We start from the raw sequence: 26,540 nt of genomic DNA on the forward strand, positions 1-26,540 counted from the left end.
CAGCAATGGCTGGAAGTCACCTGCTGAATTTGAAACCAACTGTCAGGAAAATATTTTTGTGGCTTAACTCACTGTCCAGAAAAGTGTGGCAGGATCATAAACCTAATATTAAATCTGCACATATTTATATCCTTACTCGATCATTTCTATCTAATAATATCTAAATTTATATTTATCTAAAAATATCAGCTCAGTTCTTTTACTTTAACAGCCGGATCAGGTCCAGTTTTTCTATATAGAAAATAATACAATGGCATCCCTTTAAACAATCCTCTTTACGGCTGCCAACAATAATTCTACAAAGCGCGAATGAACAACGATATTAACACTGAATTTGACGTAATTATTTTAGGTGCGGGCGCATCCGGTCTTTACTGTGCCATGCATGCTGCCAAACGTGGCAAACGTGTGCTGGTTCTGGACCATGCGGGTAAGGCTGCCCGTAAGCTCCGGGTTACCGGCGGCGGAAAATGTAACTTTACCAATTTGAATGTCGAGCCTGAGAATTACCTCGGTGCTAACCCTCATTTTTGTAAATCTGCGCTGGCCCGTCATAACCAGTGGGACTTTATAGAATTTATTACCGAAGCGGGTATTGCTTACGAAGATCGCAACGAAGGTGAGCTTTTCACTTTGGACGGTGCAGGGCAGATTGCCGGACTTCTGGTTTCTAAATGCCATCGCTTAGGCGTTGAAACTTTGCTCGACCGCAACATTGACTTAGTTGAAGGGCGTGGTCCTTTCACCGTGACAACAGGCGTAGAAATATTTGAAGCTCCTTCGCTGGTGGTTGCTCTCGGTTCACCTACTTGGCCTTCGGTCGGAGCGACAACTCTCGGCTATAATATTGCCGACCAGTACGCACACCGCATTATTTATCCTCACCCCGGTCTTGTTCCGCTCATGATCGGCGGCCCTAACGGTAAAATATGTGAAGAGCTTAGCGGTAATTCACTGCCTGTGCGTATTAGTTGCGAAGGTGTTAGTTTCACTGGTGACATGCTCTTTACTCACAAAGGTATTTCCGGTCCTGCTGCGCTTCAGATTTCATCCTACTGGCGCAAAGGTTCCAGCATTGATATCGATCTTCTGCCCGGTCAGAATTTCGGGGATGTGCTTGAAGATTTCCGCACTGAAAATATTGCATTGCATTCTTTTATGGCTAGATATTTCACCCGCAAACTGGTGGATGTTTTACTGGCAGGTGAAGATGGCGAAACTCCGGTAAGTCAGCTTACCAAAGAACGTCGCCTTGCTTTGTCCGAGCGGATTCATTGCTGGACATTAAAGCCTGAAGGAACTGAAGGATACGCTAAAGCTGAGGTTGTTGTCGGCGGAGTAGATACTAATCAGGTGTCATCCAAGACAATGGAATCGCGCAAAGTGCCGGGACTTTATTTTATAGGCGAAGTTCTGGATGTAACAGGCTGGCTCGGCGGATATAATTTGCAATGGGCATGGTCATCTGCTTTTGCCGCCGCTCAGTATGTTTAGGGAAAAGAATTAAGAATCCGGTGATTGGATAATCACTACTGTTTTTGCTAAAATTAAATCGACTTTCGGTAAAGATTGCTGGAAGTCGATTTTTCTATGGTCTGGACCAAATCTTCTATGTCGAACGGCTTGCTGACATAGTGCTTTATACCTGCTTTCTCAAAATCTTCTTTTGAATCTTTGAAAGAATGTCCGGTCATAGCGATGATCGGCGTTTTGGATTTATCGCCGAAAACGGAGCTGTCCTGAATCTGTTTAGCTGTTTCCAAACCGTTGAGAATCGGCATTTCAATATCTAAGACGATGCAGTCGAAGGCCTGATCTTTCAGCAGATTGAGCACTTGCAAACCGTTAACTGCCGTAACTACGGTATGTCCGCGGTTTTCAAGCAGCTTTGATGCAGAAAGAAGATTAATTTTCTCGTCGTCTGCTAAAAGTATTTTCATCGGACTTGCGCTTCTTTTTTTATCAGTGCCCCGTCTTTTGGAAACGGGGCACTGAAATTATTACATTTCGTTAGGAAGAGCTTTCAACTGCGCGTACGTGTAAACAGGACCGTCCATGCAAACATAGCTGGTTCCGATGTTACAACGTCCGCATATGCCGACACCGCATTTCATGCGTTTTTCAAGGGTTGTGTAAATCTGTTCATCCTTGAAACCGAGTTTTGCGAGCGCCTGAACCGTGAATTTAATCATGATCGGCGGACCGCAGGTAACTGCAACACAATTTTGGGGTGAAGGGTTGATGTCCAGCAGCACGTTAGGGATAAGACCCACATTGTGCTTCCAGCCTTCATATTCAGCATCGATGGTCAGATGCGTATCTAAATCATCACGTTCCATCCACTCCGGCAGCTCGTAGCTGAAAGCCATATCTACAGGGCTTCTTGCTCCGTAAAGCAGAGTTATTTTACCGTAATCTTTACGATTATCCAGCATGAAAAGCAGCAGTGTGCGAAGCGGTGCCATACCGATCCCGCCACCGACAAAGACGATATCTTTGCCTTTCATGTCTTCGTAAGGGAACGCATTGCCAAGCGGCGCACGGACTCCGATCTGATCTCCGGCACTTAAAGTGTGAAGCATTGAAGTAACTTCGCCGGTTCTCATTACGCTGAATTGCAGGTAGTCCATGCGGGTAGGTGAGGAGTTGATTACGAAAGTAGCCTCACCGATTCCGAATGCGGACAGCTGTCCGACCTGGCCGGGCTTGAACGTGAACTCTTTTCTAATATTCGGGTTGTTCAGCGTAACGCGGAACGTTTTGATATTAGGAGTTTCATCAATTACTTCCTGAATGGTCGCCATTGCCGGCAGATAAGGATTACCAGTCATTGTTAGGCCTCCTTCTTGGTTGCCGGTTTGAAGGAGATTGCGCTCAGTACCAACTGGCGGATATCTACTCCTGCAGGGCAGCTCTTAATACAGCGTCCGCAACCGCAGCAGGAGATAACTCCGCCGTGCAGTTCAGGGTAGTAGCTGAATTTATGGCCGACTCTGTTTCTGAGTCTGTTCGCCTTGGCCGGACGCGGATTGTGTCCACTTGCTTCAGATGTGAACAGTGGAGACATACAGTTGTCCCATGATCTGATGCGTGTACCGGACAATCCGTTTGTTTCATCGGTAATATTAAAGCAGTAGCATGTGGGGCACAGATAAGTACAGGCTCCGCAGCTGATGCATTTGTCTGACATTTCTTCCCAGAACGCAGGATTATCAAAAACAGCCAGAAGTTTTTCAGGGCTGCCTTTGAAATCAGGAGCTTTGTTCATGGATTTGTCAGCAGCTTTTTTATATTTGTCAGCTTCGGCTTTCAGTTTAGAACCGTCAGTCAGCAGTGAGCTGCTAAGGAGTTCTTCGCCTCTTTTGCTGACAGATTCAATGTAGTAGCCGTCATTTACAGGTGTCATGAGCAGATCTGAACCTTCGGGATCAGATGGACCGCTTCCCACTGCGTTACAGAAACAGGTGGTTTCACCTTTTTCGCACGCCAGTGTGATGAAGTAGGTGTTCTCTCTGCGGGCCTTGTAATATACGTCGACATTTTTTCCGTTGAGATACACACGGTCGAACATAGTAAAACCGCGGGCATCACAGGGGCGGTTTCCGAAGACTACGTAAGATGCGGTCGGAATTGTTTCCTTAACATCCATAGCAATCTTGGAAAGATTTTCCATGTCTTTTATCTGGCTGAATTCAAGCAGGGTTTCACTCTGCGGGAAGATGGCCTTTTTAGGCGGCGCAGTTGCTTCCCTGTCAATGAAGAAACCTTTTTCAGAATCAAAGGGGCGGAAAATGATAGAGTCGCCTTCGAATCTGGGTGCAAGCACGTTATGCTTCTGTCCCAGTTCTTCCAGCCATGCCGACAAACTTTCTTTTTTTATGAATTTAGTCTGCGCCATTACCATTTCCTCTCTTTGATCTTGTCTTCTTCAGTCTTGAAGGTCATCAGCGGAGGCGTTGCTTCCGGATCGATTCCTGCTTCATAATCAAAGACGTCTTTGATCTCTTTATTCATCTTTTTCTTAAACAGAAGGATAGGGATATCTACAGGACATGCCCGCTGACATTCCCCGCACTCAGTACAACGTCCGGCAAGATGGTAGGCATGGATAACCTGGAACATCCATTTGTCACGGACATGAGCTTCCTGACTGAGCCAGTGAGGATCACGGCTCTGAGCAACACAGTGATCGCGGCAGACACATATGGGGCATGCGTTGCGGCATGCGTAACAGCGGATGCAACGGTCCATTTCTTTAAGCCAGAATCCGAATTTTTCGTTAGTCGGCTTTGCTTCAAATTCAGCTACATCTTTATAGCCGTCTTCAAAGGTTGCGGTAGCTGTTACTTCTTCCCCTGCAAAGTGATCGCTGAGCACTGCATTAGGGTAACGACAGGTTGTACACTTGTCGGCAAGCACATCTCCAAGCTGGAGTTTGTGCTCTGCGCCGGACGCACTGACGTTGACTTCTGAGCCGGAGATTTCACAGGAGTCGATGTTTCCGACGTCTCCGACGATTCTGCGGATTTTAGTCTGGTCTACAACACCGCTGCAACCGAATCCGAAGATAGTTACATCTTCGCGGTCGATGAGCTTTTCCTGTAGCAGTTCTACTACAGAACGGCTGTCGCAGCCTTTAACTACAATGCCGACCTTTTTGCCGCGTAAGCCGGGCAGGTAGGTGGCAAGATTGTGAACGCAAAGTGCGCCCACTTGAAGTTTATCAATATCTTCATCCCTGCGAATAAAATGCGGAGTAGCGTGAAGCGGGTCATAACCACCCGTCCAGCCTATCACAACATCTAATTCCGGCAGGGCTTTCCTGATTTGTTCTTTCAGATCTTTCAGATTTTGCACCCTGTATCTCCTTAGTTGAAATAGGCTTTTTAAAGAGCCGCTTCCATCAATTTGAGAGTCTCTTCTGCATCCGCTCCGGCAATTTTCGGGGCGGGACCAAGCTCATGAATCTGCTCGGTGAATTTCGTCACAACTTCCTGCCATCTCTGCCCTTCAGAGGCAGAAACCCAAGTGTAATCAAAACGCTGCGGATCAATTCCCATAATGGGAAGGAACCTTTTCAGCATTTCAAGTCTGCGGCGGGCATAGAAGTTGCCTTCACTGTAATGGCAGTCTCTTGGATGACAGCCGGAAACCAGAACTCCGTCCGCTCCGGACATGAGAGTCTTGACGATAAACAGGGGATCTATTCTCCCTGAACAGGGAACCTTTATAACTCGTAAATCAGTCGGTTGCTTGAATCTTCCTACTCCGGCGGTATCAGCACCGCCATAGGAGCACCAGTTACAGAGAAAACCGACGATTCTAAGTTCTTTACCTTCTAGAATCGGCATATTGCGTTAACCTCCGCGAGAATCTGGTTGTCAGTGAAATGTTGAAGCTGAACTGCGCCCTGAGGACAGGTTGAAGTACAGATTCCGCAGCCCTGACAAATGGTTTCGATCACTTCGGCCTTCTTCATGCCGCGGAATTCAACTGCTTTGATGGCTCCGAAAGGACAGGTCTGAATACATTTTCCGCATCCGATACAGCGTTTGATATCAACCACTGAAACCTGCGGATCACTTGCAAGCATGTCCTGCGAGAACAGTCCGAGAACTTTAGATGCTGCCGCGCTGCCCTGAGCTACTGAAGCAGGGATATCTTTCGGTCCCTGACAGGAACCGGCGAGATAAACCCCGGCAGTGTTTGTTTCAACAGGCTTAAGTTTTGGATGTCCTTCCATGAAAAAGCCGTATGCATCGTATGAGATACGCAGTTTCTTGGCCAGATCAGTAGCCCCGACAGCGGATTCTGCTCCGACTGCAAGAACAACGAGATCTGCATCAATTTCAACTTGAGCACCCATAAGAGTGTCAGCTCCGCGAACAACCAGTTTATCCCCTTTAGGGTAAATCATTGAAACGCGACCGCGGATATAGTTGGCTCCGTACTCTTCCATGGCGCGACGGGTAAACTCGTCGTACATTTTACCGGGAGAGCGGATATCCATATAGAATACATGTGACTGAGAATCTGGAAGATGGTCTTTGGTCAGAATTGACTGCTTAGCTGTGTACATGCAGCAGAAGCCGGAGCAATAAGGACGACCGACTGATTTATCTCTTGATCCTACGCACTGGATGAAAACAACATCTTTCGGTTCTTTACCGTCAGAGGGACGTTTGATGTGTCCTTCGCTCGGGCCGGAAGCGGAAAGCATGCGTTCGTACTGCAGGGAAGTTATAACGTCGGGGTATTTTCCGCCGCCGTATTCGCCGTATACAGTCCAGTCGAAGAGGTCATATCCTGTTGCGGCGACAACTGCACCGACATTTTCAGTGATAATCTCATCTTGCTGAGTAAAATCAATTGCTTCCGAAGGACAGACCTTAGCGCAGACTCCGCATTTGTCTTTCTGTATTTTCATACAGAAATCAGGGTCGATTTTTGCTTTTTTAGGAATGGCCTGCGGGAACGGGATATTGATAGCAGTAGTTTTTCCAAGCTCTTCATTGAACGGATCGCGTGACTTTCTGCTTGGGCATTTTTCCATGCAAAGTCCGCAACCTGTACAGAGATTCCAATCAACATAGCTGGCTTTTTTCTTGATTTTGATTTCGAAGTTGCCGACATAGCCGTTTACTTCTTCAATTTCAGAATAAGCATGAAGCGTGATGTTCGGATGTTGAGCAACATCAACCATGCGAGGTCCGAGGATACAGCTGGAACAGTCCACAGTCGGGAATGTTTTATCCAGTTTCGCCATCTTACCGCCGATGGTTGTTTCTCTTTCAACAAGAACGACTTCGAGTCCGCCATCAGCGCAGTCAAGTGCTGCCTGAATTCCGGCAACACCGCCGCCGACGATTAAAACCCTTTTATTAACAGGGAATTGTTTAGAGTACAGCGGGCGGTTCTTGAGAAGTTTAGCCGCGGCCATACGAACAAGATCAGATGCCTTGTTTGTGTTGGCTTCTCTGTCTTTCCCGATCCATGAAACGTGTTCTCTGATATTTGCCATCTCGAAAAGATAGCGGTTAAGCCCCGCTCTTTCCAAAGTACGGCGGAAAGTAGGTTCGTGCATTCTGGGTGTACAGGACGCGACAACCACACCATCAAGATGGTGTTCTTTAATAGCTTCTATTATACCATCCTGTCCGGGTTCGGAGCAGGCGTACATTGTATCTGTTGCGAATACTACGCCGGGAAATTCCCGGGCAGCTGCTGCAACCGCGGCAGTATCCACGGTCCCTTCAATATTAGATCCGCAGTGGCAGACAAAGACTCCTATTTTCATTTAAGTCTTCTCCTTAACGTTCTTAACCGGAGTGGAGCTGGCTTAGGAAGCCTCATCCCTGCCGATGGCATTAATGACTTTGCGAGGGCTTACGCAGAGCTTGTCAATTCCGAGTTCCTTTTCGCTTAGTCCAAGAGCCAATCCAATAAGCTGGGTGTAGTAAAACACCGGAATATTAAAATTGGTTCCGCCTGCTGAATTGATCTGACCTTGTCTCAGATCCAGATTCATCTGGCACAAAGGACATGCTGTAGCCAGTGCGTCGGCTCCGATGTCTTTTGCTGCGTCAAGCAGTTTGCCGGATAGGCTCATGACAATATCCTTACGTGGGATACCGAATGAAGCTCCGCAGCATTCAACTTTAAGCGGGAAAGGAAGGACTGTCGCTCCTAGAGCTGTCAGGATATTATCCATAGCCATGGGGTGCTCGGGGTCATCAAAATTCATGACTTCCGGTGGACGGTTCATGATACAACCGTAATATGCTGCGACTTTCAGTCCTTTAAGCGGTTTGACAGTCTTGTTTTTCAGAGCTTCCAGCCCCATATCTTCAACAAGGATCTGCAATACGGACTTAGTTGCAACTCCGCCGTTATAGGGAGTGTCGAGCAGTTTATTAACCTTGTCACGAAAGCCGTCCTTTTCCATTCTATGGGTGGCTGTCTTGAGGTTGGTTAAACAACTGGGACAAGGAGTTATTGCTGTGTCCAGGTTCATTCTTTCAACCAGCGCAAGGTTGCGGGCTGAAAGGGCTGATGACAATGTGTGATCAACTGTGTGAGCCGGGGTGGAACCGCAGCAACTCCAATCAGGAATTTCCGTCAAAGTTATGCCCAGCTCTTCGCAGACAGCGCGAGTGGACATATCATATTCAATAGATGTTCCGGTGCCGGAGCATCCGGGGTAGTACGCATAAGTTAAGGAATCACTCATTTACGAGACTCCTCTCTAAAACGGTTAAAGATCTTTTTGACTTCTTCTTTACCCTGCATCTTCGGTGGAGTGAAATGCATTTTGCCCTTCGGCAGAATTTTCGGTCCCAGATCAAGGTCTGTCCAAAAGCGTCCTGTTTTAGCAATGTAGGACACTAAAAGTCCTATTTCAAATGCTCGTCCGTTATTTTCCACGGATGACAGGAAGCTGTCCCAGAATGATTTAACAGTGGGCACCGGAGCGTAGCCTTCACGGCGTGCCATATGGCGTAATACGTCCATTATATGTGCTACATCAATGTTATTAGGACATCTGGTTGTGCATGACTCGCATGTTGCACATAGCCAAAGAGATTTAGACTTTAGAACAGTTTCTTTTTGCCCGGCTTGCACAAGGCGCATAATCTGATTCACAGGCTGGTCATATACAAAGGTATATGGACAACCTGCGGTACAGTTACCGCATTGGTAGCACTGGCTCATAATCTGCCCGCTTTCTTCTTCGACTTGCCTTACAAAATTAGCGTCGTAAGATTTGGTAATATTTACTATTTCCATAAATGAGTAGCCGCCTTTACGCGTTTAAGTTCGGTGGAGCGAACTTTTTTGTGTGTAGATTGGCTTAAAGATTCATAACAGAGGATGGATTCTTAAGATGAGGCATAGTGCCAGAAGATCTATCCTTACCGCAAGTAGTAATCACATTTTTGGACCTTTGTATAAAAACATAATTTTGTCAAAGCACTAAATTGATTGTGTAATCAGACTTGAATAAGTGGAGGTGTTTGTAAATTCGGCGGTTAAGGTATATCGAATAATTGAATAGGTTATATTTTTTAAATCTTTAAATATAGAATAAGAATAATCACTACAACTGTGATTATATTTATCTTCACATGGGGCTGTAAAACTAGTACGCATTTGTCAAAACAGAAGTGGAATGAATATGAATTATCTGTGCAGTGGTGATGCAATATCTTTTAATTCATACGAAAATTGTTTTTAAATGGTGGGCTTATTTAAAAATTAAAAGGGATATGTAACTTCTTATTTTTAAAGATCGGGGTAAATCTTTATGCGGATAAAAAACTATTTCGCTAGGGTCGGCGTTTTTTTAGCGTTAGTAGGCATTTACGGATTGTCATGCGTTAATTATGGTATCACAGATTCTGCAACCTATGTAGGTTCGAAGGCCTGCTCAGAATGTCACGCGAAAGAGTATTCAAATTATAGTAAGTTTTCTAAAAAAGCTCATTCCAGTGCCAGTGTTAAAATTATGGCTTCTGATCTTGATTCTGAAGAAGTTAAAGATTGTTATGGGTGTCATGCTACCGGTTACGGAAAACCCGGCGGATTTGTTTCATACGAAGAAACTCCTGATTTAGCCGATGCAGGCTGTGAAGTATGTCATGGCCCTGGTTCCCTTCATATACAGGACGGAGATCCTGAACTTATCAAACGAAAACTAGATGTTAAGGATTGTGAAGTTTGCCATAATGCTGACAGAGTTGAAAATTTTAATTTTAAACCGCTGATTTTCGGCGGGGCACACTAAGGGAGATCTTATGAATTTTATCAAAACCTCCCTTGGAAGCAAAGTCCTGCTTTTGACCTCGTTGTTGACTGCAATAGTTTTTATCTGTTTGTTCATAGCAAATTCTTACTGGCAAAAAAATGCAATGGTGCATGAGATTGAAGGTGCCGCCGTACGATCAGCTGATTTAGTTCAGCTCGCTATCAGGGAGCCTATGGCTAAAGGAAATAACAAAGGCACAACTGAAAAATTTGCGGTAGTTGCAGAGAATTATAAAGAAATAAATGCTTACCTGACTAACTATAAAGGTAATATTACTTATTCGACTTCCCAAAAAGATTTACGCTCAGATTTGGCTCCTAAATTTACTAATCCAGATGTTCAAGAACTTTACCTGAAAAGTCTTACCTCAGATGTAAAGCATGGAATGCTTTCCGAGATAGCTGGTAAGAACGTTTTTGTTCAAGTTGAGTCCATAAAAAATGAAAAACGTTGTTATCATTGTCATGGCAGCAAGCGACCGATTCTTGGTTCGTTAGTAATGGTTCAGGATGTGTCCAGTCAGTTTGGAGCCTTGGTAAATTCTCAGATTAAAGGGGCTTTACTGTCATTTACGGGATTTATTGTTTTACTTGGGGCGTTATTGTTCTTCATGCGTAAATCAATTGTTAACCGGATTAAGGTTATTACCGGCGCAACAAATGATTTTACCGGCGGTAACCTTGATGCTCATTTTGATGTACCGGGTAGTGATGAACTCGGCCTGCTCGGTAAGAATCTTGCTGAGATGGCCAGACAGATCAAAGATCAGCTGCAATATAATAAAGGTGTTCTAAGCGGGATTACCGTGCCGATCATTGTGACTGATGCGAATAATGACATCGGGTTTGTAAATGAACCGATGCTTAAAATATTGCAAAAATCAGAATCAGATGTCGCCGGTAGTTCTATCGGACATTTTTTCATGAAAGACGGTAGAGCTATTACTGCCGAAGTTTTTGAAAGCAATGAAAGCCCGCAAGGTTTGATTCGCTATAAAAGAGAAGATGGAATTGAATTTCCGCTTAAGTATCAGGTTTGTGCTCTTTTAAATGCTGAGGAGAAGGCCGTAGGAGCAATTGCTGTTATGGTTGATCTCACAGAAGAAGAAGAAAATAGGGTGCGCATTGAGAAGCAACAGGCGGATCTGCTTGATGTTGCTAATGAAGTTACTGAAGTTTCAGCGAAACTGCTTTCATATTCAGGGAAATTGTCGCAGCAGATGAATGAACTTACGATCGGAGTGGACACTACTGCAATGCAGACCGGACAGGTTGCAACAGCCATGGAACAGATGAATGCCACTGTTTTAGAAGTTGCGCAGAACACCGGAGAAACCGCTGAAGCATCTGAAAGAGCGAATACTGTTGCCCATGAAGGTGGTGACGTCGTACGAAATACGGTTAAAGAAATTCACATGGTTACTGACACCACAGATAGACTTGCAGAGCTTTTGAAAGATTTATCTGTCCGGGCTGAGAATATCGGAGCAGTAATGTCGGTAATTAATGATATTGCAGATCAGACTAACCTGCTTGCTCTTAACGCCGCGATCGAAGCCGCCCGTGCCGGAGATGCTGGGCGAGGGTTCGCTGTTGTTGCGGATGAAGTCCGCAAACTTGCTGAAAAGACGATGTCCGCAACTGATGAAGTTGAAGGGGCTATCAACCTTATTCAGCAGAGCACAAAAAAAGTTGTGTCCGAAATGTCGGATGCCCGTGAGCGGGTCCGTAAAACGGTTACGATGGCAGAAGGAGCCGGAGGCGTTCTTGAAGCTATTGTCAAGGAATCTGAAACCATAGCAGACATGGTCAGAGCAATTGCTACGGCGGCTGAAGAACAGTCTGCAACAAGCGATGAGGTTAACAACAGTGTTACTGAAATTAACAACCTCTCACAGACTCTTTCGCAGGGAATTTTAAATGCGAATGGTGGTATTCAGGAAGTTGCTGAAATAGCGAAACATTTAAGTGAGCTTGTTTCTAAGTTCAAATAAAAATTAATATTAAGAATTGAATAAAAAACGGCCCGCTGAATAGCTATTCAGCGGGCCGTTTTTTATTGCGGAAATAAATATTAACGCCAGCCTTTGCCGGTGTTACTGAAAATTTCTGTAATGCGAATCCGCTTAGTCGGTTTGAAATGATTGCTTCTGGCTATCTGAGGCGTTTTGCCGCTGCTTTCGTATATTGTTTCTATGTATTTAAGAAGTCCGATAAGACCATTTTTCTTTGAGCTCGTTTTTTTGACCGTACACTGGATGCTTTCCGGATCTATGGCATGATATCTGGCGAGATAGGCTCCGTCTTCGAGCGGAAGGATTTCCATGTGCTGGATTCCTTTAATATGACTCCGGTTGAGTTTTACTACCCAGCTCTGGGAAAAGTTTTGAAAGTGGTTCAACTCATTTGTATCAGCCGCTTCACGGGCGAATGCTGTTGAAGCTGATAGCAGGCAAAAAATAATTGCAAACGTGTTTATTTTAGAAAGTTTCATTTGGTTCTCCATAGTAAAATAGGTTGGAAAGAACAACGCCCTTTCCAACCTATTCTTTAGTATAAATCCGCCTTGAAAACAAGAACCAGACAAGATGTCCTAATTGTTAGTTTTATTCCTTTACGTCAATTTCAACACGACGGTTGAGCTTGCGCCCTTCCTTAGTGTTGTTGTCGTATTTAGGACTCATTTCGCCGTAACCGGTAGCTACAATACGGTCTTTGGAAATACCGTTTTTAGCCATCCATGTTGCGACAGATTGAGCTCTGCGCAGAGAGAGGGCCTGATTGTATTTTTCAGGTCCGGTACTGTCTGTGTGTCCGCCGACCATAACCTTAAGATTAGGATATGATTCGAGCATTGCAGCAGCTTCAACTAATGAAGGTTCCATTTCGTCGGTAATCTGGTATTTGTCGAAACCAAAGTTCAGATTACGGAAAACAATTTTTTCCTGCATAGATTCATCTACTACAGCAACCGGAACAGGAATGATTTCGACAGTTAGTTCTTCTTCCTGAGTGTAGAAAACATCCTGTGCAAACTTATCAAGTACAGCTTTGTTGGAAAGAGCAGAAGCTTCAACGAAGATTCCGCAAGGAGTAAGTGAAGCTAGCTTCTTCATAACAGCGATTCCCTCAGGAGTGTCGGCTACACTGATAGTGTGCAGACATAAGCGGTCGCCGTATTTTTTAGCGAGATCGGAAACAATTGTTGCAGGTTTTCTACCGGCATTGGAAAGACCGTCCGAAACAAAGATTACAGCCATTTTACCTTTCCATGTGGAAAGGACAGTGTCTAAATCAGTGAAGCCTCCTCCGATAGGAGTGGACTGGAAAAACGGCAAATCAGTAGAGATTGAAGACAACCCTTTCGCAATTGCACTTTTATTGTAAGTGGCTTTAGGAGAGTAGGTTGTGAACTCAGGCATTGTGTAAAGTGCTGACTGGTAACCGAGGTTCGGGATAATTCCGTTCAGTTGTTTCAGGGCGTTAATCCCTGCAACAATCTTGGGAGTTCCTGTTGCTTTGTATGACTCCGCCATTGATGGTGAAGTATCAACAAACAATGCAAAAGCATCCACTTTCGGTTTAAGTACGATTTTGCTTTCGGCTGAAGCGAGCGAGCCCATCGCCATTAAAGCGATAAGTGTAAGAGTTAGAAGTGAAATCAATTTTTTAGTTTTCATTATTACAATCCTCCAAGTAGTAGGGTAATAGGTTTTAAAATTATATTTATGAAACAATTATTAATGTATAACTTATTTTTAAGCAATAGATTTGTATTTTTTTATCTAAAAGTTAGTCATTTGTAGCAATAAAGTGATTTTACCTCATAATTTTGAGTATAGCCCTATTAGTTTTTAGCATTCATTGTTTGCTGCGTGTATCTATGGTCTGCATCGTTTTTTCGGGGATGTGTCTATATGGAACATCTATTGAGTGTGCATTTACTCCGTGTGTCATAGAGTTCAGCCTGAACAGCCGTTCCTCCTGCAGTTGCCAGTTTTACTGCACAACCTGATTTTGCTCCGTCGCAGATTCTGCCTGCAAGGCTCTCCATGAATTCATAGCCGGCAGTTTTCTTCTGTTCAATCTGGCTGCTGCCTCAGAAGTCTTGGCTAGAACTCTTGCTATAGGTTAGGTGCATCCCGACCTGGGAGACATCAAGATCGAGTCTTTCTTTTACAGTGTATTTCATATCCAGCTTGTTGTTACCTCTATGAAATTGTTATGAAAAAAAACATATGATTAAAATATACAGTTAATATTAATAAAGTCTAGAAAAAATCATGATATACATGCAACTTTATTTCATTATAGCATCAAATTAGAATGAATCAAGTGTTAAAATTAAAATTCTTAGATTTAAATAATTAATTTTATGAAAGTATGTAGTTTAATTCTCTTCAAAATCATTATTTATTATTTTAAAAGTCTTTATATTATGAAAAATATTATTAAATTTAATGTGTAATACATTAATAATTACTGCATAAAATAATTACTGCGAAATTATTCAATGCATTATTTGCAAAAATATACTCTTTTACACTGTTAGATAGCTTTTGCCAGAAGGGTTGACCGTAAAGAGATAACCTGATTTTACACAATTTTTACAGCTAGATAATTGCAAATGGTCATTTCAAGAAATTATTTTTTATCTGTTATATTCATGTCCTGAGGGGGTAGTAGCAGTGAAACTTTGTTTAACTGTAGAAATGTAGTTGAAAAAAGATAAAAAAATAAGTAACATCCGGCAACTTGAACTGTGCAATTACTTAGAAAATCAGTCATATCTGCTTAAAAAAGCTGGAGAATTGAAATATGTATATAGTTACCGGCGGAGCCGGTTTCATCGGCAGTGCTATGGTTTGGAAGCTCAATCAGATGGGTATAGATGATATTTTGATTGTTGATAACCTTGCCAAAACCGATAAATGGAAAAATTTAGTTAATCTTCGTTATGAAGATTATGTTCATAGAGATCAGTTTTATAAAATCATTCTTGAAGGTGAAGATCCTTTTCAGACTGACGCAATCATTCATATGGGAGCTTGTTCCTCCACTACAGAACTGGACGCAGATTTTCTGATGGAGAACAACTACCGCTATACGCAGATGCTTTGCCGCTTCTGTCTCCAGCACGATGTCCGTTTTATAAATGCCTCAAGTGCTGCTACATACGGCGACGGGCGTTTCGGTTTCAATGATAACCATGACGGCATCATGCAGCTTAAACCCATGAATATGTATGGTTATTCCAAACAGCTTTTTGATTTATGGGCCCTTCGCGGCGGGATTCTGGATAAGCTGGTCAGCCTCAAATTTTTTAACGTTTTCGGACCTAATGAATACCATAAAGATGATATGAGAAGTGTCATCTGCAAGGCTTACCGCCAGATAAGCGATTCAGGTGAAATGAAGCTTTTCAAATCATATAAACCGGAATATACCGACGGCGGACAGAAGCGTGACTTTGTTTATATCAAAGATTGCGTGGATGTTATGTGGTGGTTCCTTCAGAACAAAGATAAAAACGGTATTTTCAACATCGGAACCGGACAGGCCCGTCAGTGGAATGAGCTTGCCCGCTCTGTATTTGCCGCTATGGATGTTGAGCCTGATATAAGCTACATAGAAATGCCTGAGTCGATTAGAGATAAATATCAATATCTGACTCAAGCCAATATGAGTAAACTTGTTGCCGCAGGATACGATAAACCGTTCACTCCACTTGAAGATGCGGCGAAAGATTATGTGCAGAATTATCTTGCGCAAGAAGATCCTTATTTAAAAAGCTAACAAGTAACATTGTTGAATAGCAGAGGTATGTCGTTTTGAAATCAAGGTTTATCATACTCATAGTTTGCCTGCTTTTGTGCATCTCTGGATATGCCTATGCTCAAGAGTTGGTGGTTGTATCCAGGCCGGACGGTAACGGTACAGCTCAGGCAGAGCAGGAGTGGCACTTCTCCGCAGATAAAGTTGTTGCCGAGAATGACAGTGAGTATGTTCAAGCCTACGGTAATGTAACTGTCCGAAGCGGGAAAAGTTACCTTAAAGCTGATTTTGCACGCTTTTATCAGGCCACCAAATGGATTTACCTGAAAGGCAACGTTAAAGCTGAGTGGAAAGGAGATTTCTACAATGCTGCTGAAGCTGAATTCGATCTGAATAATATGGTCGGATGGCTTAAGAAAGGGCGCGTTTTTGTTGCAAAACCTCATGTTTATTTTGAAAGCGAATTTATAGAAAAGCACAACGGAGCTACTTACAGCTTTAAAGATGCAAAAGTTACTGCCTGTGACGGGGAGAATCCCGCTTGGTCTTTTGAGGCCGGAGAAGGCGATATCACTCTGGACGGGTATGCAAGACTTTGGCATTCCAAATTTAAAATAAAAGGTGTGCCTGTAGCATATACACCGTTTATGAGCCTCCCGATAGATCAGAAACGCCAGTCCGGTATCCTGACTCCTGAATTAGGTTCGTCGCAAAAGAAAGGTACAAGAATCAGTATCCCCTACTACTGGGCCATAAACGACGAAATGGATCTTACCGCTTACGGTGAGTATATGGACAAACGCGGTTTCAGACCCGGCGTTGAATTCCGCCATACTGAAGATGCAAACTCAAAGGGTGAATGGCGGGCCGACTGGTTGTATGACGGTAAAACATACAATAACTCAGCTGATGCCGACAGTGTATTTAAAGACGATGGAATGATCAGACCTAATCATAACAGATGGTGGGTCAGGTCAAAATATAACGGTTATGTAGGTTCTCCAGACTGGCAGACTATTGTTGACCTTGATGCTGTTTCTGATCAGGATTACCTGCGTGAATTCAGTTCCGGGGCAAACGGATATGATTCAACCCGAGATAGTTTTCTGGAAGAATTCGGCCGTGACATTGAGGCGGCAGATTCTGATCATAGAATCAGTACTGCGTTGATTGCTAAAAGCTGGAATAATTATTCGATTTCGGGCCTTGTTCAGTATGATGAAAATCTGAATTATCGTAATGGTAATAATCCAGGCGATAAAAATCCTACCTTGCAAAAATTGCCTCAGTTAAATGCATATGCCTTTAAAGGTAATTTGTTCGGAACGCCTCTTGAGTGGGAAGGCGAAGCAAGTGCCAACTATTTCTGGCGTGAATACGGTATGTCCGGCGGAAGGTTTGATATGCATCCTGAAGTAAGCATGCCGCTCTCAGTCGGAGGGGTAACTTTTATTCCGAGCGCAGGGGTAAGGGCAACGGCTTATGCTATGGATTCTTTCCAGAATGCAAGCTCTAAGATCAGCAGAGATTCAACTCAGGGGCACATTCTTGCTGATGCCGGCGTCAGCGCATTTTCAGATTTTTTCAGAGTTTTTGATTTAGGTTCAGCTCCGGTTGTTTCTAAAGAAAATATCGGTAAAAGCAGCTGGACAAAGATAAAACATAATTTTGTACCACGTCTTGATTACAACTGGGTGCAGGATGATCCTGATCAGGAAAAACTTCCGTACTTTGATTCAAGAGACCGTATTACGAAAGCAAATGATATTACTTTCTCGCTGACAAACGTACTTGACCGCAGCAGGTCGATGGTCACAGCCGGTAAAGACGGCGAGGCTGTTCTGGAAGATGAATATCTCGAATTTTTCAGATTTCGTGTTGAAGAAGGGTACGACATTGATGAGGCTGACCGTTCAGCAGACTTAAGTCAGTATGAACGCCGCCCGTTCTCTGATTTAATGGGTGAAATTATTCTTACTCCTTATAATTTCGTGAGCCTGACTTCTAAAACATACTTATCGCCGTATCTTGGTGATATCACTGAACACGAAAATATTTTGAAATTTTTCAATGATACATATGGTGAAATCCTGTTCGGTTACGACTACCTGCGTAAGATAGATGAATATAAACGTCAGCAGGATACCGATATGCAGATTATGAGATATGCTGCTAAAGCGTATCTGCCGTGGGGACTTGTTGTTACAGGTCAATACCGTGTCGATGTCGATAATAACAGAGACCTTGAAAAAACGGTTGCGCTTGGCTGGAATCATCAATGTTTCTCTGTTGAAGTCCTTGCTTCAACGACAACAATTGATGAACGTTACAGCGTAAACTTTAATCTTATTGACTTCAGTTCATTCTAGTTTTTTTAAAAAATGATTAAAATTTTAAGGCCCCCTGTTCACATGATGGACGGGGGGCCTTCCTTCTTGTAGGCTGTTTCCAGTCGCAATAATCAAACTAAGTTTTAATTAAAATATGCCAACATTAAGGATTTAAGTATCTGGATATGAGTAGAAGTAAAATTCACGTTCTTCCTGCCGCACTGAGAAATCAGATTGCTGCCGGTGAGGTTGTCGAGCGTCCGTCCAGCGTTGTTAAAGAACTTGTTGAAAATTCCATTGATGCCGGAAGTTCTCAGGTTGACGTAATTGTTGAGCGCGGCGGACAGGGGATTCTAGCCGTGCGTGACAATGGTTCCGGAATACCTTCAGATGAACTTAATCTGGCGGTTACAAGGCATGCCACAAGTAAAATATCGGCTGTCGATGATCTTTCCGCCATTACAAGTTTCGGTTTCAGAGGTGAAGCTCTGCCAAGTATTGCATCTGTTTCAAGATTTAAAATGTCCTCCTGCACGGCCGAGTCTCAGGAAGGTTGGTTCATAAATGTTGAGGGCGGAGATGTTGTTGATGAAGGCCCGACAGTCATGCCAGGTGGTACGTGGGTTGAAGTTAAAGATCTTTTTTATAATATTCCGGCCCGCCTCAAATTTTTGAAAAATGAATCAACTGAAGCACGCCGGTGCAATCAGGTCCTGTTTAAAGTCAGCCTTGCGAATCTTGAAACAGGATTTTCGTTTACTTCAAACGGAAAGGAGCAATTCAGACTTCCGCCTAATCAAACTCTCCCAGACAGACTTGCAGTTTTCTGGCCGCGCAACATTTGTGAGTCTCTGCTGACTTTTTCCTACGCGGTAGGAGAGATGAAAGTGTCAGGATGCGCAGGAGTTCCTTCACTGGCTCAGGGGCGCGGAGACAGGATTCTCATGTTTGTTAACGGCCGTCCAGTTCAGGATAAGCTCCTGCTGAGCGCGATCAGGGGAGCGTATAAAGGAAGACTCATTTCCAGAGAATATCCTCAAGCTGTAATTTTTTTGGAGCTGCCGCCGGAACTCGTTGATGTAAATGTTCATCCTGCTAAAATGGAAGTTCGTTTTCAGGATGAACGCTCAATTTACAGCATTATTCATAATGGAATTTCGCAGGCTTTATCCCGCTATGAGCTTGGAGTTATTGAAGGCGAAGATGTTTCACAGACACGAGCTGAGCACTCATCAGCTAAAAGCCCGCTGACAGCTTCGCCTAAAAATATACCGACAGCCTCCCATGTGAGTTTGCCGATTGATCCTCGGCCTAAATTTTCCAGCTGGAATGAATTCAAGAATACTGATTATTCCAATGATCGGGATGAACACGTCGATTTTACGAGCACGCCTACTCATTCGGTAGAGGCAAGAAGAAGTCCGGACTACGTTAACGAACAGCCTTTAGAGTATGAAGCGCGGGATAATGAAAGTTCAAGAAACGAAAACTTTGAAAATTCTGAGAATGTTCCAGTTAAACATTCCGTTCAGACTGAACAACTCTTTTCTGCTCCGCGCAGTAACTTTGTACCCGGGACATCAATAGAATATCTTGGACAGGTCGCGGATACTTATCTGGTCCTTAAGCTCGTTAACGGGTCGCTGGGACTGCTTGATCAGCATGCTGCACATGAACGGGTGATATACTACCATATGCGTGCTGAGCGGACTAAAGGCGAGTATCGTCCACTAGCTATTCCTGTAGAACTTGCTCTTCATCCAAGTGAAGTTTCACGGGTTCAGGAAATGTGGGAAGAGCTTCGTAATGCCGGTTTTATTCTTGAACTTGAAAACGGTTCAAACCTTTCTATGCGCGGTATACCTCCAAGCCTTGAAACCGGAGAGGCAAAGGAGTATTTGAGAGCAGCGGTAGACGGACAGGCAAAAAATCTTGATGACCTCTGGATCATGCTTTCCTGCAAATCTGCCATTAAGGCAAATCAACCACTTGCTTTGGACGAAGCCTTAGCTTTGCTTGAGGCATGGGTAAAATGTCCGCAACGGGAATATTGTCCTCACGGCAGGCCGGCAATGATCAGTTGGTCCTTTTCCGAAATGGAAAAACTTTTTAAACGTAAATAGATTAAATTTAAGCAAGGTATACGGTATAGAAGATGACAATAGGTTATAATACTTTTGAGGTGCGCATTGATTTAAGTGCCATACGTCACAATTACAGAGTCCTTTGCGAAAAAGGTTCTAATGTTTACGGTGTAATCAAAGCTGATGCGTACGGACATGGCATGGAACGCGTAGCCAAAGCTCTTGAAAACGAAGGTGCGAATACTTTTGCGGTTGGAACTATCGGCGAGGCTGTACAGTTACGAAATAATGGATGTGAAAAGAGAATCATTTCGCTGGTCGGTCCTTTGAACGAAGCGGACTGTCTTGATCTTGCTGAAAATAAAATCATCCCGTTTATAGGTTCATTCGATCAACTTGATCTGCTTACGTCAGTAGTAAAAAAGAAGAATCTTGATGTTGAAATAAGCCTTAAATTTGAAACAGGAATGTCCCGTCTCGGATTTAATACCGATGAACTTCCGGCGTTGATTGAAGTTCTTAAAACTATACCGCAGATCCACCCTGTAATGGCCAGTTCGCACCTTGCAACATCAGATGATCCGGCTTACGAAGGTTATGTTGAATCTCAGGCTGCTAAGTTCAAGTATATTTTGAAGACTCTCGAATCTGCCGGAATCAAAGTTGAAGCCAGTCTTGCTAACTCCGCCGGAATTTTAAAGCATAATAAGCTCCACTTCTCTGCTCAGCGAGGGGGCGTGGCCCTGTATGGATCTAATCCGCTAATAGGTACTAAATGGGAAGATTTTGGCGCGAATCTCAAACCGGCAATGCAGGTTAGCACTAAGATAGCCGCCGTACGCGAACTGAAGAAAGGGCAATCGATAAGTTACGGATGCACTTATACAGCTCCAAAAGATATGAAAGTTGCCATAGTCTGCGCCGGATATGCTGACGGGTACAGCAGAGGGCTTTCCAGTAAAGGTTTTATGTGCATAAACGGTCACCGCGCTCCTATTATAGGGCGTGTGTGCATGCAGCTTACCGCTGTGGATATTAGTTCTATTCCGGACGTAAAATTCGGGGACACGGCTTATCTGCTCGGCGGTGAAGGCGCAGGGTTCATTACTGCCGAAGACCTAGCATCTTGGTGGGGCACAATTACTTATGAAATTTTCTGTCTTCTGGGGCTCAGCCCGAAGAGTTACATTGAATAAAGCGTGCATTAAATATGCTTCAAGCCGAAGTAAAAATTGTTTTAGGAGGAAGTTGATATGAGTTGGAAAGTTGCTGAAAGTCATCCCCTTAAGGATGTAGAACCTGCCGAACTTAGATACAAATGGGAAGAAATTGCAATTGATATGGCTTTAATCCCTGAAAACAATGTCCGGGTGTACATCGAAGACGGTATTGTCCGCATCGAAGTCAGCGAAGAATTATGGGATTGTATGGCTGGAATTTAGTTGTTTAGGGGTGGTTTTTTAAAATCACCCCTAAATGTTAAGACTGATTTGATCTGTAAAATATTCACCGGAGGTCATTCTGCCCATGATTTTAGAAAATGGATTGATGATTTCGCGTCCCAATATTAGATGTCTGCCATTCTTATGGCTGGCGGTCTTGATGATGTTTTTCTTATGGGGCTGCTCCGGTGACAAAGGAAAAGAAAGTCCTAAACTCAAAGTCGGAATCATTGCGGTTACCAGCGGAGAGTTGTTCAGAAAAGGTTCTTATGTAGTAGCAGCCACCCGCTACGCAGCTGATAAAGTCAATGCAGAGGGCGGAATCGACATTTCAGGTGTCAACCATCTGGTAGAGTTGTATCCGGCTGACAGCAAAGGGGCTGCAGAAGTAGCGACTCAACTGGCACTGCGTTTAATTGATAAGGAGAAAGTCTCCGTTATTGTGGGCGGAGTGAGCAGTTCTGTTGCGCTGGCTATTGCTGCCGTCTGTGAAGAAAAGAAAGTTCCCTTTATCACCCCTGTCGCAAGTTCAACCGAACTCACAAAATTTAAGTATTCATTCAGAGTTTCATATACGAATTATGTGCAAGCTGCTGCCATTGCATCCTTTGTGAGCAAAGATTTGAATCGAGAGTCGGTTGCAGTTCTATATGGAGCTGATAATCCTTACAGTGTAGAACTGGCGACCTTATTTAAAAAGAATTATGAAAATGACGGTGGAACTGTTGTTGCCTTTGAAAATTATCCTGAAGGCGCACGTGAGTATGGCAAACAGTTAAAAAGAATTATCAAAGCTCATCCTGAAATTTTATTCCTGCCTAACAATACCAAAAAAATACAGATACAGGCTATTAATGCTCGGCAGCTCGGTTTCAAAGGTCTGTTATTGGGAGGAGATTCATGGGATCCCGTGGATCTGCTTAGAAATGCTGTTTTTAATGGATGTTATTTTGCAGACCACTGGTTTCCTGGACTTTCCATACCGGGGGCGGCTGATTTTGAAGCAGGCTATAAGAAAAAAAACGGAGTGGATGCGACAGAAGTTGAAGCCTTATCTTATGATGCCATAATGAGCCTTTTTGCCGCCGTAAGGTACGCTAATTCAACAGATCCTGTTGCAATACGGAGAGGGTTGATAGATATGCCTCCATACGCCGGGGTAACTGGTAAATTTAATTATAACAACAACGGCGATCCTGACAAAGACGTTTTTATTTCAAATATTAAGAACGGGAAGGTCGTTCTGAGCGATACTATTTTTACGAAGTAATTAGTTTTTTGAAAAAAAAAGTTGATGGCCCGTATAAGATGAGTTCTACGGGCCATCAATACTTAAGGAGTAGGAAGGCGATATACTTTGTACTAACTAAAGTATCTTAGTGATCGCAGGTGTTTTGTCCGGTAACAAGGGTACCTGCGAGATAATTGGCAACAACATTTTCAGGAGCTTCTGCCGGAGAACCGACAATTACTCTGACGCCTGCATCAGTGAACATGGTCTGCGCTTTTGCACCCATTCCGCCGGCAAGTACGAGCTGAACATTTTGATCGGCAATCCACTGGGGAATAACACCCGGTTCATGAGGCGGAGGTGTTTCCATGTTGATGGAAACTACACCCTTGGTCAAAGTATCAACGTCAACAAGGGCAAATTGTTCGCAATGTCCAAAATGCATGCAGAGTTTTCCGCCTGCAACTGGAACAGCTATTCTTACCATGCCGTTTTTGCCTTTAAGTTCATCAAGAGAAGGCATTTTTAAATTTTCCTGCAATGATTCTGAAAGGTTCAGCATAGATTTGATGATTACACCTAATGCTTTGCCTGTCGGACCTTCATGGTCGACTCTGACAATCGGGTACCCTTCATCACCGGAGCGTCCGACTTCTGGATCCAGAGGAATCCTGCCGAGAAATTTTACGCCCATTTCTTTTGCAAGATCTTCACCGCCGCCGGTGTTGAAAATATTATGAATGCTGCCGCAGTCCGGGCAGACAAAACCACTCATGTTTTCAACAATTCCAAGAATCGGGTTGCCGACCTGTTTGCAAAAGTTAACTGAACGACGAACATCATCAATTGCAACACCTTGCGGAGTTGTAACGATTACAGCCTGAGCGTCAGGTCCGAGGGTCTGAAGAGCGGAAAGAGGTTCGTCACCTGTTCCGGGAGGGCAGTCTACAACGAGGAAATCAAGATCTCCCCATGCTACGTCCTGCACAAATTGCTTAATTAAACCGATTTTTACAGGTCCACGCCAGATAACTGGATCGTTTTTGCTCGGGAGCATAAATCCGAGAGACATTACCCAGAGATTTTTGCTGTACGAAATCGGTTCAATGATTTCGTGACCGATATGCGGTTTCTGATCTTCAAGACAAAGTAATCTCGGGATACTTGGACCATGAACGTCAACATCAAGCAAGCCTACTTGTTTACCGGCAAGAGAGAGAGCCACAGCAATGTTTGTTGCAACAGTGCTTTTACCGACTCCGCCTTTACCTGAGATAACAACAATTTTATGCTTAATTCTGGAAAGCGTTTTTTTGAGTTTCGCATCTTCAGGGCTGCAACCCTGAGATGAACATCCTGAACCGGAGGAAGAACAACTTCCGCAAGCGTGATCGCTCATATATAGTCTCCTGCCCCTTGGAAACGGGGGTTATGCTTTATCTTAAGACGCGTAAATAAACTGACGGCTTAAGTCTAAAATGTAATAAATATTAAGTTCAAAGTAAGACTCGTCCCGAGGATGTCAACATCCGGCGGAACGAGTCTGGTTGTACTTGTTTCGTCTTTCTACCAATGGCCCGGTTTGTCAGCGCCGGAAGCTTCTTCCAGTTTACCGCCTTTGTAGGCTGCAAAAGCCTCTTCAACCGTACCTCCTTCAATAAGGTACACTTTGATTTTGCCTTTATCCAGAGCAGTGAAAGCCTTAGGGCCGACATGTCCGGTAATGATGGATTTTGCGCCTGTTGCAGCAACATTTTGCGCTGCCTGAATTCCTGCTCCCTGCGGAGCTTCCAGATTCTGAGTGTTATCTACATATTCATGTGAGTTTGTATCTGTGTCTAAAACACAAAAGCCTTTGGCGCGTCCGAAACGTGGATCTACTGAGTCACTAAGATTCGGGCCTTGGCAGCTGATTGCAATTTTCATTTTATTTCTCCTTGAGCCGGTGGTTGGAATTAAGTTCTTTAAATTTTCTTTGGTGGCATCTGCCGTGTTGTCCGGTTCTTCCGGCACAACCGGGCATGATGAAATTTTCCAGCATATTCAGTCGGCATGCTTCGAGGATTTCATCAATTGTACCTCTTACCCATGGAACTACTTTAATTCCGGCATTTTCCAGAGCGTTCCGTGTGCAGCCGCAAATAGCACCGCATATGAGATATGTTGCCCCGCAGGTCAAAGTGGCGGATGTCCTGTCCTTTGGGTCTTTTGAGGGAAGGGGCAGGAGACCTGCGGGACAAATTTTATTGTCGATTAACTGGAACATTTTAAGTTCCGTTGCGTTGTCAAAAACAGAGGCTAACCTGTTTTCAAAACAAGCCAGGCAAAGCGTTTTTGCGGGATTTATATTGCGTTCTCTGTTTCCTCTCATACCCGCTACAAAGCATTGGACGTGCCTGTTTGAAATAGTCTTGCTATTATAGTATGTTGATGAGAATAAAGTGGGTAGGACTTTAGAACAAAAGGCTTTTTATGCGTCTGAAAATAAAAAATAGGGCTAGTTATGCGCCTGTTTCTTCGCAGCGGGCAATAGATCTGCGCAGAGTATCTTTGGAAATACCGAGTTCTCTGCAAGTAGCCATCTTTTTGCCGTTATTTCTTTCAAGAGCACGGCTGATTGCGAGACATTTAATTTCTTCAAGCGTCATCGCTTTATTTTCGTGCGAAAGATTGTTTTTTATCTGCGGCTGTAGATATTCCGGCAGGTGCTCAATTTGAATGAATCCTGAAGGGCAGAGGATAAAGGCGAATTCGAGAATATTTTCAAGTTCACGAACATTGCCGGGGTAGGGGTGGCGCATGAATATTTGCAAGGCGTCTTCGGAAATTCCGTCAATAGTTTTGCCTTGCAGTGCATTCAGTCTGTTTATGAAGTGGTTGATTAAAAGAGGGATATCTTCAGGACGCTGCTTAAGAGATGGAAGATTTAAGGTTACAACGTTCAGTCGGTAAAACAGGTCCTGACGGAATGTTCCATTCTCAACAAGTTCTGCTAAATTACGGTTGGTGGCAGCCACAATTCTAACGTTAGCATTAACGCTGGAGACAGCCCCAAGCGGTTCGAAGGTTTTTTCCTGAAGGACTCTGAGTAGTTTTACTTGAAGTTTAGGCGGCATGTCGCCTATTTCGTCAAGAAAAATAGTTCCGCCTGCGGCAAGTTCAAAACGTCCGGGTTTGTCTTTGCGGGCATCAGTAAAGGCTCCGGCCTTATATCCGAAAAGTTCTGATTCAAGCAGGTTGTCAGGCAGTGCTCCGCAGTTTACAGCAACAAAAGGTCCGTGTTTGCGGTCGCTTAAGTTGTGTATAGCTCTGGCAAAGAGTTCTTTTCCTGTACCGGATTCTCCAAGAAGCAGGACCGTAGCTTCACTTTTACTCACCTGCGGCATAATCGCAAAAACTTTGGTAAGCGGCTTACTTTTTCCTATAATATCTTCAAAACGCCAGGAATCGTGAACCTTGCGGCGCATGATTTGAATGTCAGAAAGATCGCGAAAGCTTTCAACTCCGCCGATGATCTTGCCGTCCGAATCAACAAGAGGGGCTGCACTGATGGATACGGGGACTTTTTTCCCGTCAGCGTGAATGAAGAAGATGGATTTATTGCTGAGCCTTCCGTTGTGTTTCATGCAGGAGCGCAGGGCGCAGTCTCCGTCGCATAGACTGGAATGGAATACTTCCCAACACTTTGAACCGACAGCTTCTTCACAGGGAATGCCTGTAATTCTGCTGGCTGCTTCATTAAAGAAAGTAATGTTCCATTCTTTGTCTACAGTGAAGACTCCGTCTGCAAGGGAGTCAAGCACGGCAGAACAAGGAAGATTGCTGGGAAATTTCATTTTCCGCTCCGCACGATTCCGGTTGTTCTTATATAAAT

At 43.9% G+C, this 26,540-nt stretch carries 24 protein-coding genes; 9 read left to right on the plus strand and 15 right to left on the minus strand.

Annotated elements, in window-relative coordinates; genetic code table 11:
• Positions 1 to 309: 309 nt before the first annotated feature.
• Positions 310 to 1,494: a BaiN/RdsA family NAD(P)/FAD-dependent oxidoreductase gene (locus B9N78_RS04965; protein WP_085099311.1), complete on the plus strand. Its 1,185-nt coding sequence runs from the start codon at positions 310 to 312 to the stop codon at positions 1,492 to 1,494.
• A gap of 53 nt (positions 1,495 to 1,547) precedes the next feature.
• On the opposite strand, the gene B9N78_RS04970 is transcribed toward B9N78_RS04965, so the two are convergent.
• Genes B9N78_RS04970 through B9N78_RS05005 form a run of 8 tightly spaced genes read right to left on the minus strand, consistent with a single transcriptional unit; the run spans position 1,548 to position 8,787 of the window.
• Positions 1,548 to 1,940: a response regulator gene (locus B9N78_RS04970; RefSeq protein WP_085099314.1), complete on the minus strand. Its 393-nt coding sequence runs from the start codon at positions 1,938 to 1,940 to the stop codon at positions 1,548 to 1,550.
• 60 nt (positions 1,941 to 2,000) lie between these two features.
• Positions 2,001 to 2,831: an FAD/NAD(P)-binding protein gene (locus tag B9N78_RS04975; RefSeq protein WP_085099317.1), complete on the minus strand. Its 831-nt coding sequence runs from the start codon at positions 2,829 to 2,831 to the stop codon at positions 2,001 to 2,003.
• A 2-nt stretch (positions 2,832 to 2,833) separates the two neighbouring features.
• The gene (locus B9N78_RS04980; protein ID WP_085099320.1) at positions 2,834 to 3,898 is read right to left on the minus strand and encodes a 4Fe-4S dicluster domain-containing protein; all 1,065 of its coding nucleotides are present in this window, start codon (positions 3,896 to 3,898) and stop codon (positions 2,834 to 2,836) included.
• Positions 3,898 to 4,857, minus strand: coding sequence for a 4Fe-4S dicluster domain-containing protein (locus tag B9N78_RS04985; protein ID WP_085099323.1), 960 nt, complete (start codon positions 4,855 to 4,857; stop codon positions 3,898 to 3,900). Before B9N78_RS04985 ends, B9N78_RS04980 begins: the two co-directional genes overlap by 1 nt.
• A 29-nt stretch (positions 4,858 to 4,886) precedes the next feature.
• Positions 4,887 to 5,351 (minus strand): hydrogenase iron-sulfur subunit, encoded by a 465-nt coding sequence (locus B9N78_RS04990; RefSeq protein ID WP_085099326.1) that lies wholly within the window; start codon positions 5,349 to 5,351, stop codon positions 4,887 to 4,889.
• The gene (locus tag B9N78_RS04995) at positions 5,339 to 7,297 is read right to left on the minus strand and encodes a CoB--CoM heterodisulfide reductase iron-sulfur subunit A family protein (protein WP_085099329.1); all 1,959 of its coding nucleotides are present in this window, start codon (positions 7,295 to 7,297) and stop codon (positions 5,339 to 5,341) included. Before B9N78_RS04995 ends, B9N78_RS04990 begins: the two co-directional genes overlap by 13 nt.
• Positions 7,298 to 7,339: 42 nt before the next feature.
• Positions 7,340 to 8,230 (minus strand): CoB--CoM heterodisulfide reductase iron-sulfur subunit B family protein, encoded by an 891-nt coding sequence (locus B9N78_RS05000; RefSeq protein WP_085099332.1) that lies wholly within the window; start codon positions 8,228 to 8,230, stop codon positions 7,340 to 7,342.
• The gene (locus B9N78_RS05005) at positions 8,227 to 8,787 is read right to left on the minus strand and encodes a 4Fe-4S dicluster domain-containing protein (RefSeq protein WP_085099335.1); all 561 of its coding nucleotides are present in this window, start codon (positions 8,785 to 8,787) and stop codon (positions 8,227 to 8,229) included. Before B9N78_RS05005 ends, B9N78_RS05000 begins: the two co-directional genes overlap by 4 nt.
• 517 nt (positions 8,788 to 9,304) lie before the next feature.
• Here B9N78_RS05005 and B9N78_RS05010 point away from each other — a divergent pair.
• Together B9N78_RS05010 and B9N78_RS05015 are read left to right on the plus strand one after the other, a co-directional pair.
• Positions 9,305 to 9,784: a cytochrome c family protein gene (locus tag B9N78_RS05010; protein ID WP_085099338.1), complete on the plus strand. Its 480-nt coding sequence runs from the start codon at positions 9,305 to 9,307 to the stop codon at positions 9,782 to 9,784.
• Between the two features lie 10 nt (positions 9,785 to 9,794).
• Positions 9,795 to 11,798, plus strand: a complete 2,004-nt coding sequence (locus tag B9N78_RS05015) for a methyl-accepting chemotaxis protein (protein WP_085099341.1) — start codon at positions 9,795 to 9,797, stop codon at positions 11,796 to 11,798.
• An 80-nt stretch (positions 11,799 to 11,878) separates the two neighbouring features.
• Here the strand turns inward: B9N78_RS05015 and B9N78_RS05020 are convergent, their stop codons facing one another.
• From B9N78_RS05020 to B9N78_RS17990, 3 genes are all read right to left on the minus strand, one after another.
• On the minus strand, positions 11,879 to 12,298 hold the full coding sequence (locus B9N78_RS05020; protein ID WP_085099344.1) for a hypothetical protein: 420 nt from the start codon (positions 12,296 to 12,298) through the stop codon (positions 11,879 to 11,881).
• Between the two features lie 112 nt (positions 12,299 to 12,410).
• Positions 12,411 to 13,484 (minus strand): OmpA family protein, encoded by a 1,074-nt coding sequence (locus B9N78_RS05025; RefSeq protein ID WP_085099347.1) that lies wholly within the window; start codon positions 13,482 to 13,484, stop codon positions 12,411 to 12,413.
• Between the two features lie 233 nt (positions 13,485 to 13,717).
• Complete coding sequence (locus tag B9N78_RS17990) at positions 13,718 to 13,858, minus strand: hypothetical protein (protein ID WP_170921378.1); 141 nt, start codon at positions 13,856 to 13,858, stop codon at positions 13,718 to 13,720.
• Positions 13,859 to 14,622: 764 nt separating this feature from the next.
• On the opposite strand from B9N78_RS17990, the gene rfaD reads away from it, so the two are divergent.
• From rfaD to B9N78_RS05055, 6 genes are all read left to right on the plus strand, one after another.
• Complete coding sequence (rfaD, locus tag B9N78_RS05030) at positions 14,623 to 15,600, plus strand: ADP-glyceromanno-heptose 6-epimerase (protein WP_085099350.1); 978 nt, start codon at positions 14,623 to 14,625, stop codon at positions 15,598 to 15,600.
• 35 nt (positions 15,601 to 15,635) lie between these two features.
• Positions 15,636 to 17,948, plus strand: a complete 2,313-nt coding sequence (locus B9N78_RS05035) for an LPS-assembly protein LptD (protein WP_245805469.1) — start codon at positions 15,636 to 15,638, stop codon at positions 17,946 to 17,948.
• A 146-nt stretch (positions 17,949 to 18,094) separates the two neighbouring features.
• Complete coding sequence (mutL, locus tag B9N78_RS05040; protein ID WP_085099354.1) at positions 18,095 to 20,032, plus strand: DNA mismatch repair endonuclease MutL; 1,938 nt, start codon at positions 18,095 to 18,097, stop codon at positions 20,030 to 20,032.
• A 32-nt stretch (positions 20,033 to 20,064) separates the two neighbouring features.
• Positions 20,065 to 21,189, plus strand: a complete 1,125-nt coding sequence (gene alr, locus B9N78_RS05045) for an alanine racemase (RefSeq protein WP_085099357.1) — start codon at positions 20,065 to 20,067, stop codon at positions 21,187 to 21,189.
• 57 nt (positions 21,190 to 21,246) lie between these two features.
• On the plus strand, positions 21,247 to 21,435 hold the full coding sequence (locus tag B9N78_RS05050; protein ID WP_085099360.1) for a hypothetical protein: 189 nt from the start codon (positions 21,247 to 21,249) through the stop codon (positions 21,433 to 21,435).
• 85 nt (positions 21,436 to 21,520) lie between these two features.
• Positions 21,521 to 22,705, plus strand: coding sequence for an ABC transporter substrate-binding protein (locus B9N78_RS05055; RefSeq protein ID WP_245805470.1), 1,185 nt, complete (start codon positions 21,521 to 21,523; stop codon positions 22,703 to 22,705).
• Between the two features lie 106 nt (positions 22,706 to 22,811).
• Here B9N78_RS05055 and B9N78_RS05060 read toward each other — a convergent pair whose 3' ends face one another.
• From B9N78_RS05060 to B9N78_RS05075, 4 genes are all read right to left on the minus strand, one after another.
• Positions 22,812 to 24,065 (minus strand): iron-sulfur cluster carrier protein MrpORP, encoded by a 1,254-nt coding sequence (locus B9N78_RS05060; RefSeq protein WP_085099363.1) that lies wholly within the window; start codon positions 24,063 to 24,065, stop codon positions 22,812 to 22,814.
• A 167-nt stretch (positions 24,066 to 24,232) separates the two neighbouring features.
• A complete protein-coding gene (locus tag B9N78_RS05065; protein ID WP_085099366.1) occupies positions 24,233 to 24,592 on the minus strand; it encodes a NifB/NifX family molybdenum-iron cluster-binding protein in 360 nt (119 codons plus the stop codon).
• Position 24,593: 1 nt separating this feature from the next.
• The gene (locus B9N78_RS05070; RefSeq protein WP_245805471.1) at positions 24,594 to 24,932 is read right to left on the minus strand and encodes a NifB/NifX family molybdenum-iron cluster-binding protein; all 339 of its coding nucleotides are present in this window, start codon (positions 24,930 to 24,932) and stop codon (positions 24,594 to 24,596) included.
• 235 nt (positions 24,933 to 25,167) lie between these two features.
• Positions 25,168 to 26,502 carry a sigma-54 interaction domain-containing protein gene (locus B9N78_RS05075; protein ID WP_085099372.1) on the minus strand — a complete coding sequence of 445 codons (1,335 nt, stop codon included), beginning with the start codon at positions 26,500 to 26,502 and terminating at the stop codon, positions 25,168 to 25,170.
• Between the last annotated feature and the right edge of the window lie 38 nt (positions 26,503 to 26,540).

This window comes from Desulfovibrio gilichinskyi (genome assembly GCF_900177375.1).
GTDB classification, from domain to species: Bacteria; Desulfobacterota; Desulfovibrionia; order Desulfovibrionales; family Desulfovibrionaceae; genus Maridesulfovibrio; species Maridesulfovibrio gilichinskyi.

Coding starts and splice junctions, on each gene's coding strand:
- rfaD (WP_085099350.1), top strand. CDS start 14,623: ATGTATATAGTTACCGGCGGAGCCGGTTTCATCGGCAGTGCTATGGTT.
- B9N78_RS05065 (WP_085099366.1), bottom strand. CDS start 24,592: ATGAAAATTGCAATCAGCTGCCAAGGCCCGAATCTTAGTGACTCAGTA.
- B9N78_RS05020 (WP_085099344.1), bottom strand. CDS start 12,298: ATGAAACTTTCTAAAATAAACACGTTTGCAATTATTTTTTGCCTGCTA.
- B9N78_RS05075 (WP_085099372.1), bottom strand. CDS start 26,502: ATGAAATTTCCCAGCAATCTTCCTTGTTCTGCCGTGCTTGACTCCCTT.
- alr (WP_085099357.1), top strand. CDS start 20,065: ATGACAATAGGTTATAATACTTTTGAGGTGCGCATTGATTTAAGTGCC.
- B9N78_RS05060 (WP_085099363.1), bottom strand. CDS start 24,065: ATGAGCGATCACGCTTGCGGAAGTTGTTCTTCCTCCGGTTCAGGATGT.
- B9N78_RS05025 (WP_085099347.1), bottom strand. CDS start 13,484: ATGAAAACTAAAAAATTGATTTCACTTCTAACTCTTACACTTATCGCT.
- B9N78_RS05000 (WP_085099332.1), bottom strand. CDS start 8,230: ATGAGTGATTCCTTAACTTATGCGTACTACCCCGGATGCTCCGGCACC.
- B9N78_RS04975 (WP_085099317.1), bottom strand. CDS start 2,831: ATGACTGGTAATCCTTATCTGCCGGCAATGGCGACCATTCAGGAAGTA.
- B9N78_RS04970 (WP_085099314.1), bottom strand. CDS start 1,940: ATGAAAATACTTTTAGCAGACGACGAGAAAATTAATCTTCTTTCTGCA.
- B9N78_RS04965 (WP_085099311.1), top strand. CDS start 310: ATGAACAACGATATTAACACTGAATTTGACGTAATTATTTTAGGTGCG.
- B9N78_RS05050 (WP_085099360.1), top strand. CDS start 21,247: ATGAGTTGGAAAGTTGCTGAAAGTCATCCCCTTAAGGATGTAGAACCT.
- B9N78_RS04990 (WP_085099326.1), bottom strand. CDS start 5,351: ATGCCGATTCTAGAAGGTAAAGAACTTAGAATCGTCGGTTTTCTCTGT.
- B9N78_RS05055 (WP_245805470.1), top strand. CDS start 21,521: ATGATTTTAGAAAATGGATTGATGATTTCGCGTCCCAATATTAGATGT.
- B9N78_RS04995 (WP_085099329.1), bottom strand. CDS start 7,297: ATGAAAATAGGAGTCTTTGTCTGCCACTGCGGATCTAATATTGAAGGG.
- B9N78_RS17990 (WP_170921378.1), bottom strand. CDS start 13,858: ATGGAGAGCCTTGCAGGCAGAATCTGCGACGGAGCAAAATCAGGTTGT.
- B9N78_RS04980 (WP_085099320.1), bottom strand. CDS start 3,898: ATGGCGCAGACTAAATTCATAAAAAAAGAAAGTTTGTCGGCATGGCTG.
- B9N78_RS05070 (WP_245805471.1), bottom strand. CDS start 24,932: ATGTTCCAGTTAATCGACAATAAAATTTGTCCCGCAGGTCTCCTGCCC.
- mutL (WP_085099354.1), top strand. CDS start 18,095: ATGAGTAGAAGTAAAATTCACGTTCTTCCTGCCGCACTGAGAAATCAG.
- B9N78_RS05010 (WP_085099338.1), top strand. CDS start 9,305: ATGCGGATAAAAAACTATTTCGCTAGGGTCGGCGTTTTTTTAGCGTTA.
- B9N78_RS05015 (WP_085099341.1), top strand. CDS start 9,795: ATGAATTTTATCAAAACCTCCCTTGGAAGCAAAGTCCTGCTTTTGACC.
- B9N78_RS05005 (WP_085099335.1), bottom strand. CDS start 8,787: ATGGAAATAGTAAATATTACCAAATCTTACGACGCTAATTTTGTAAGG.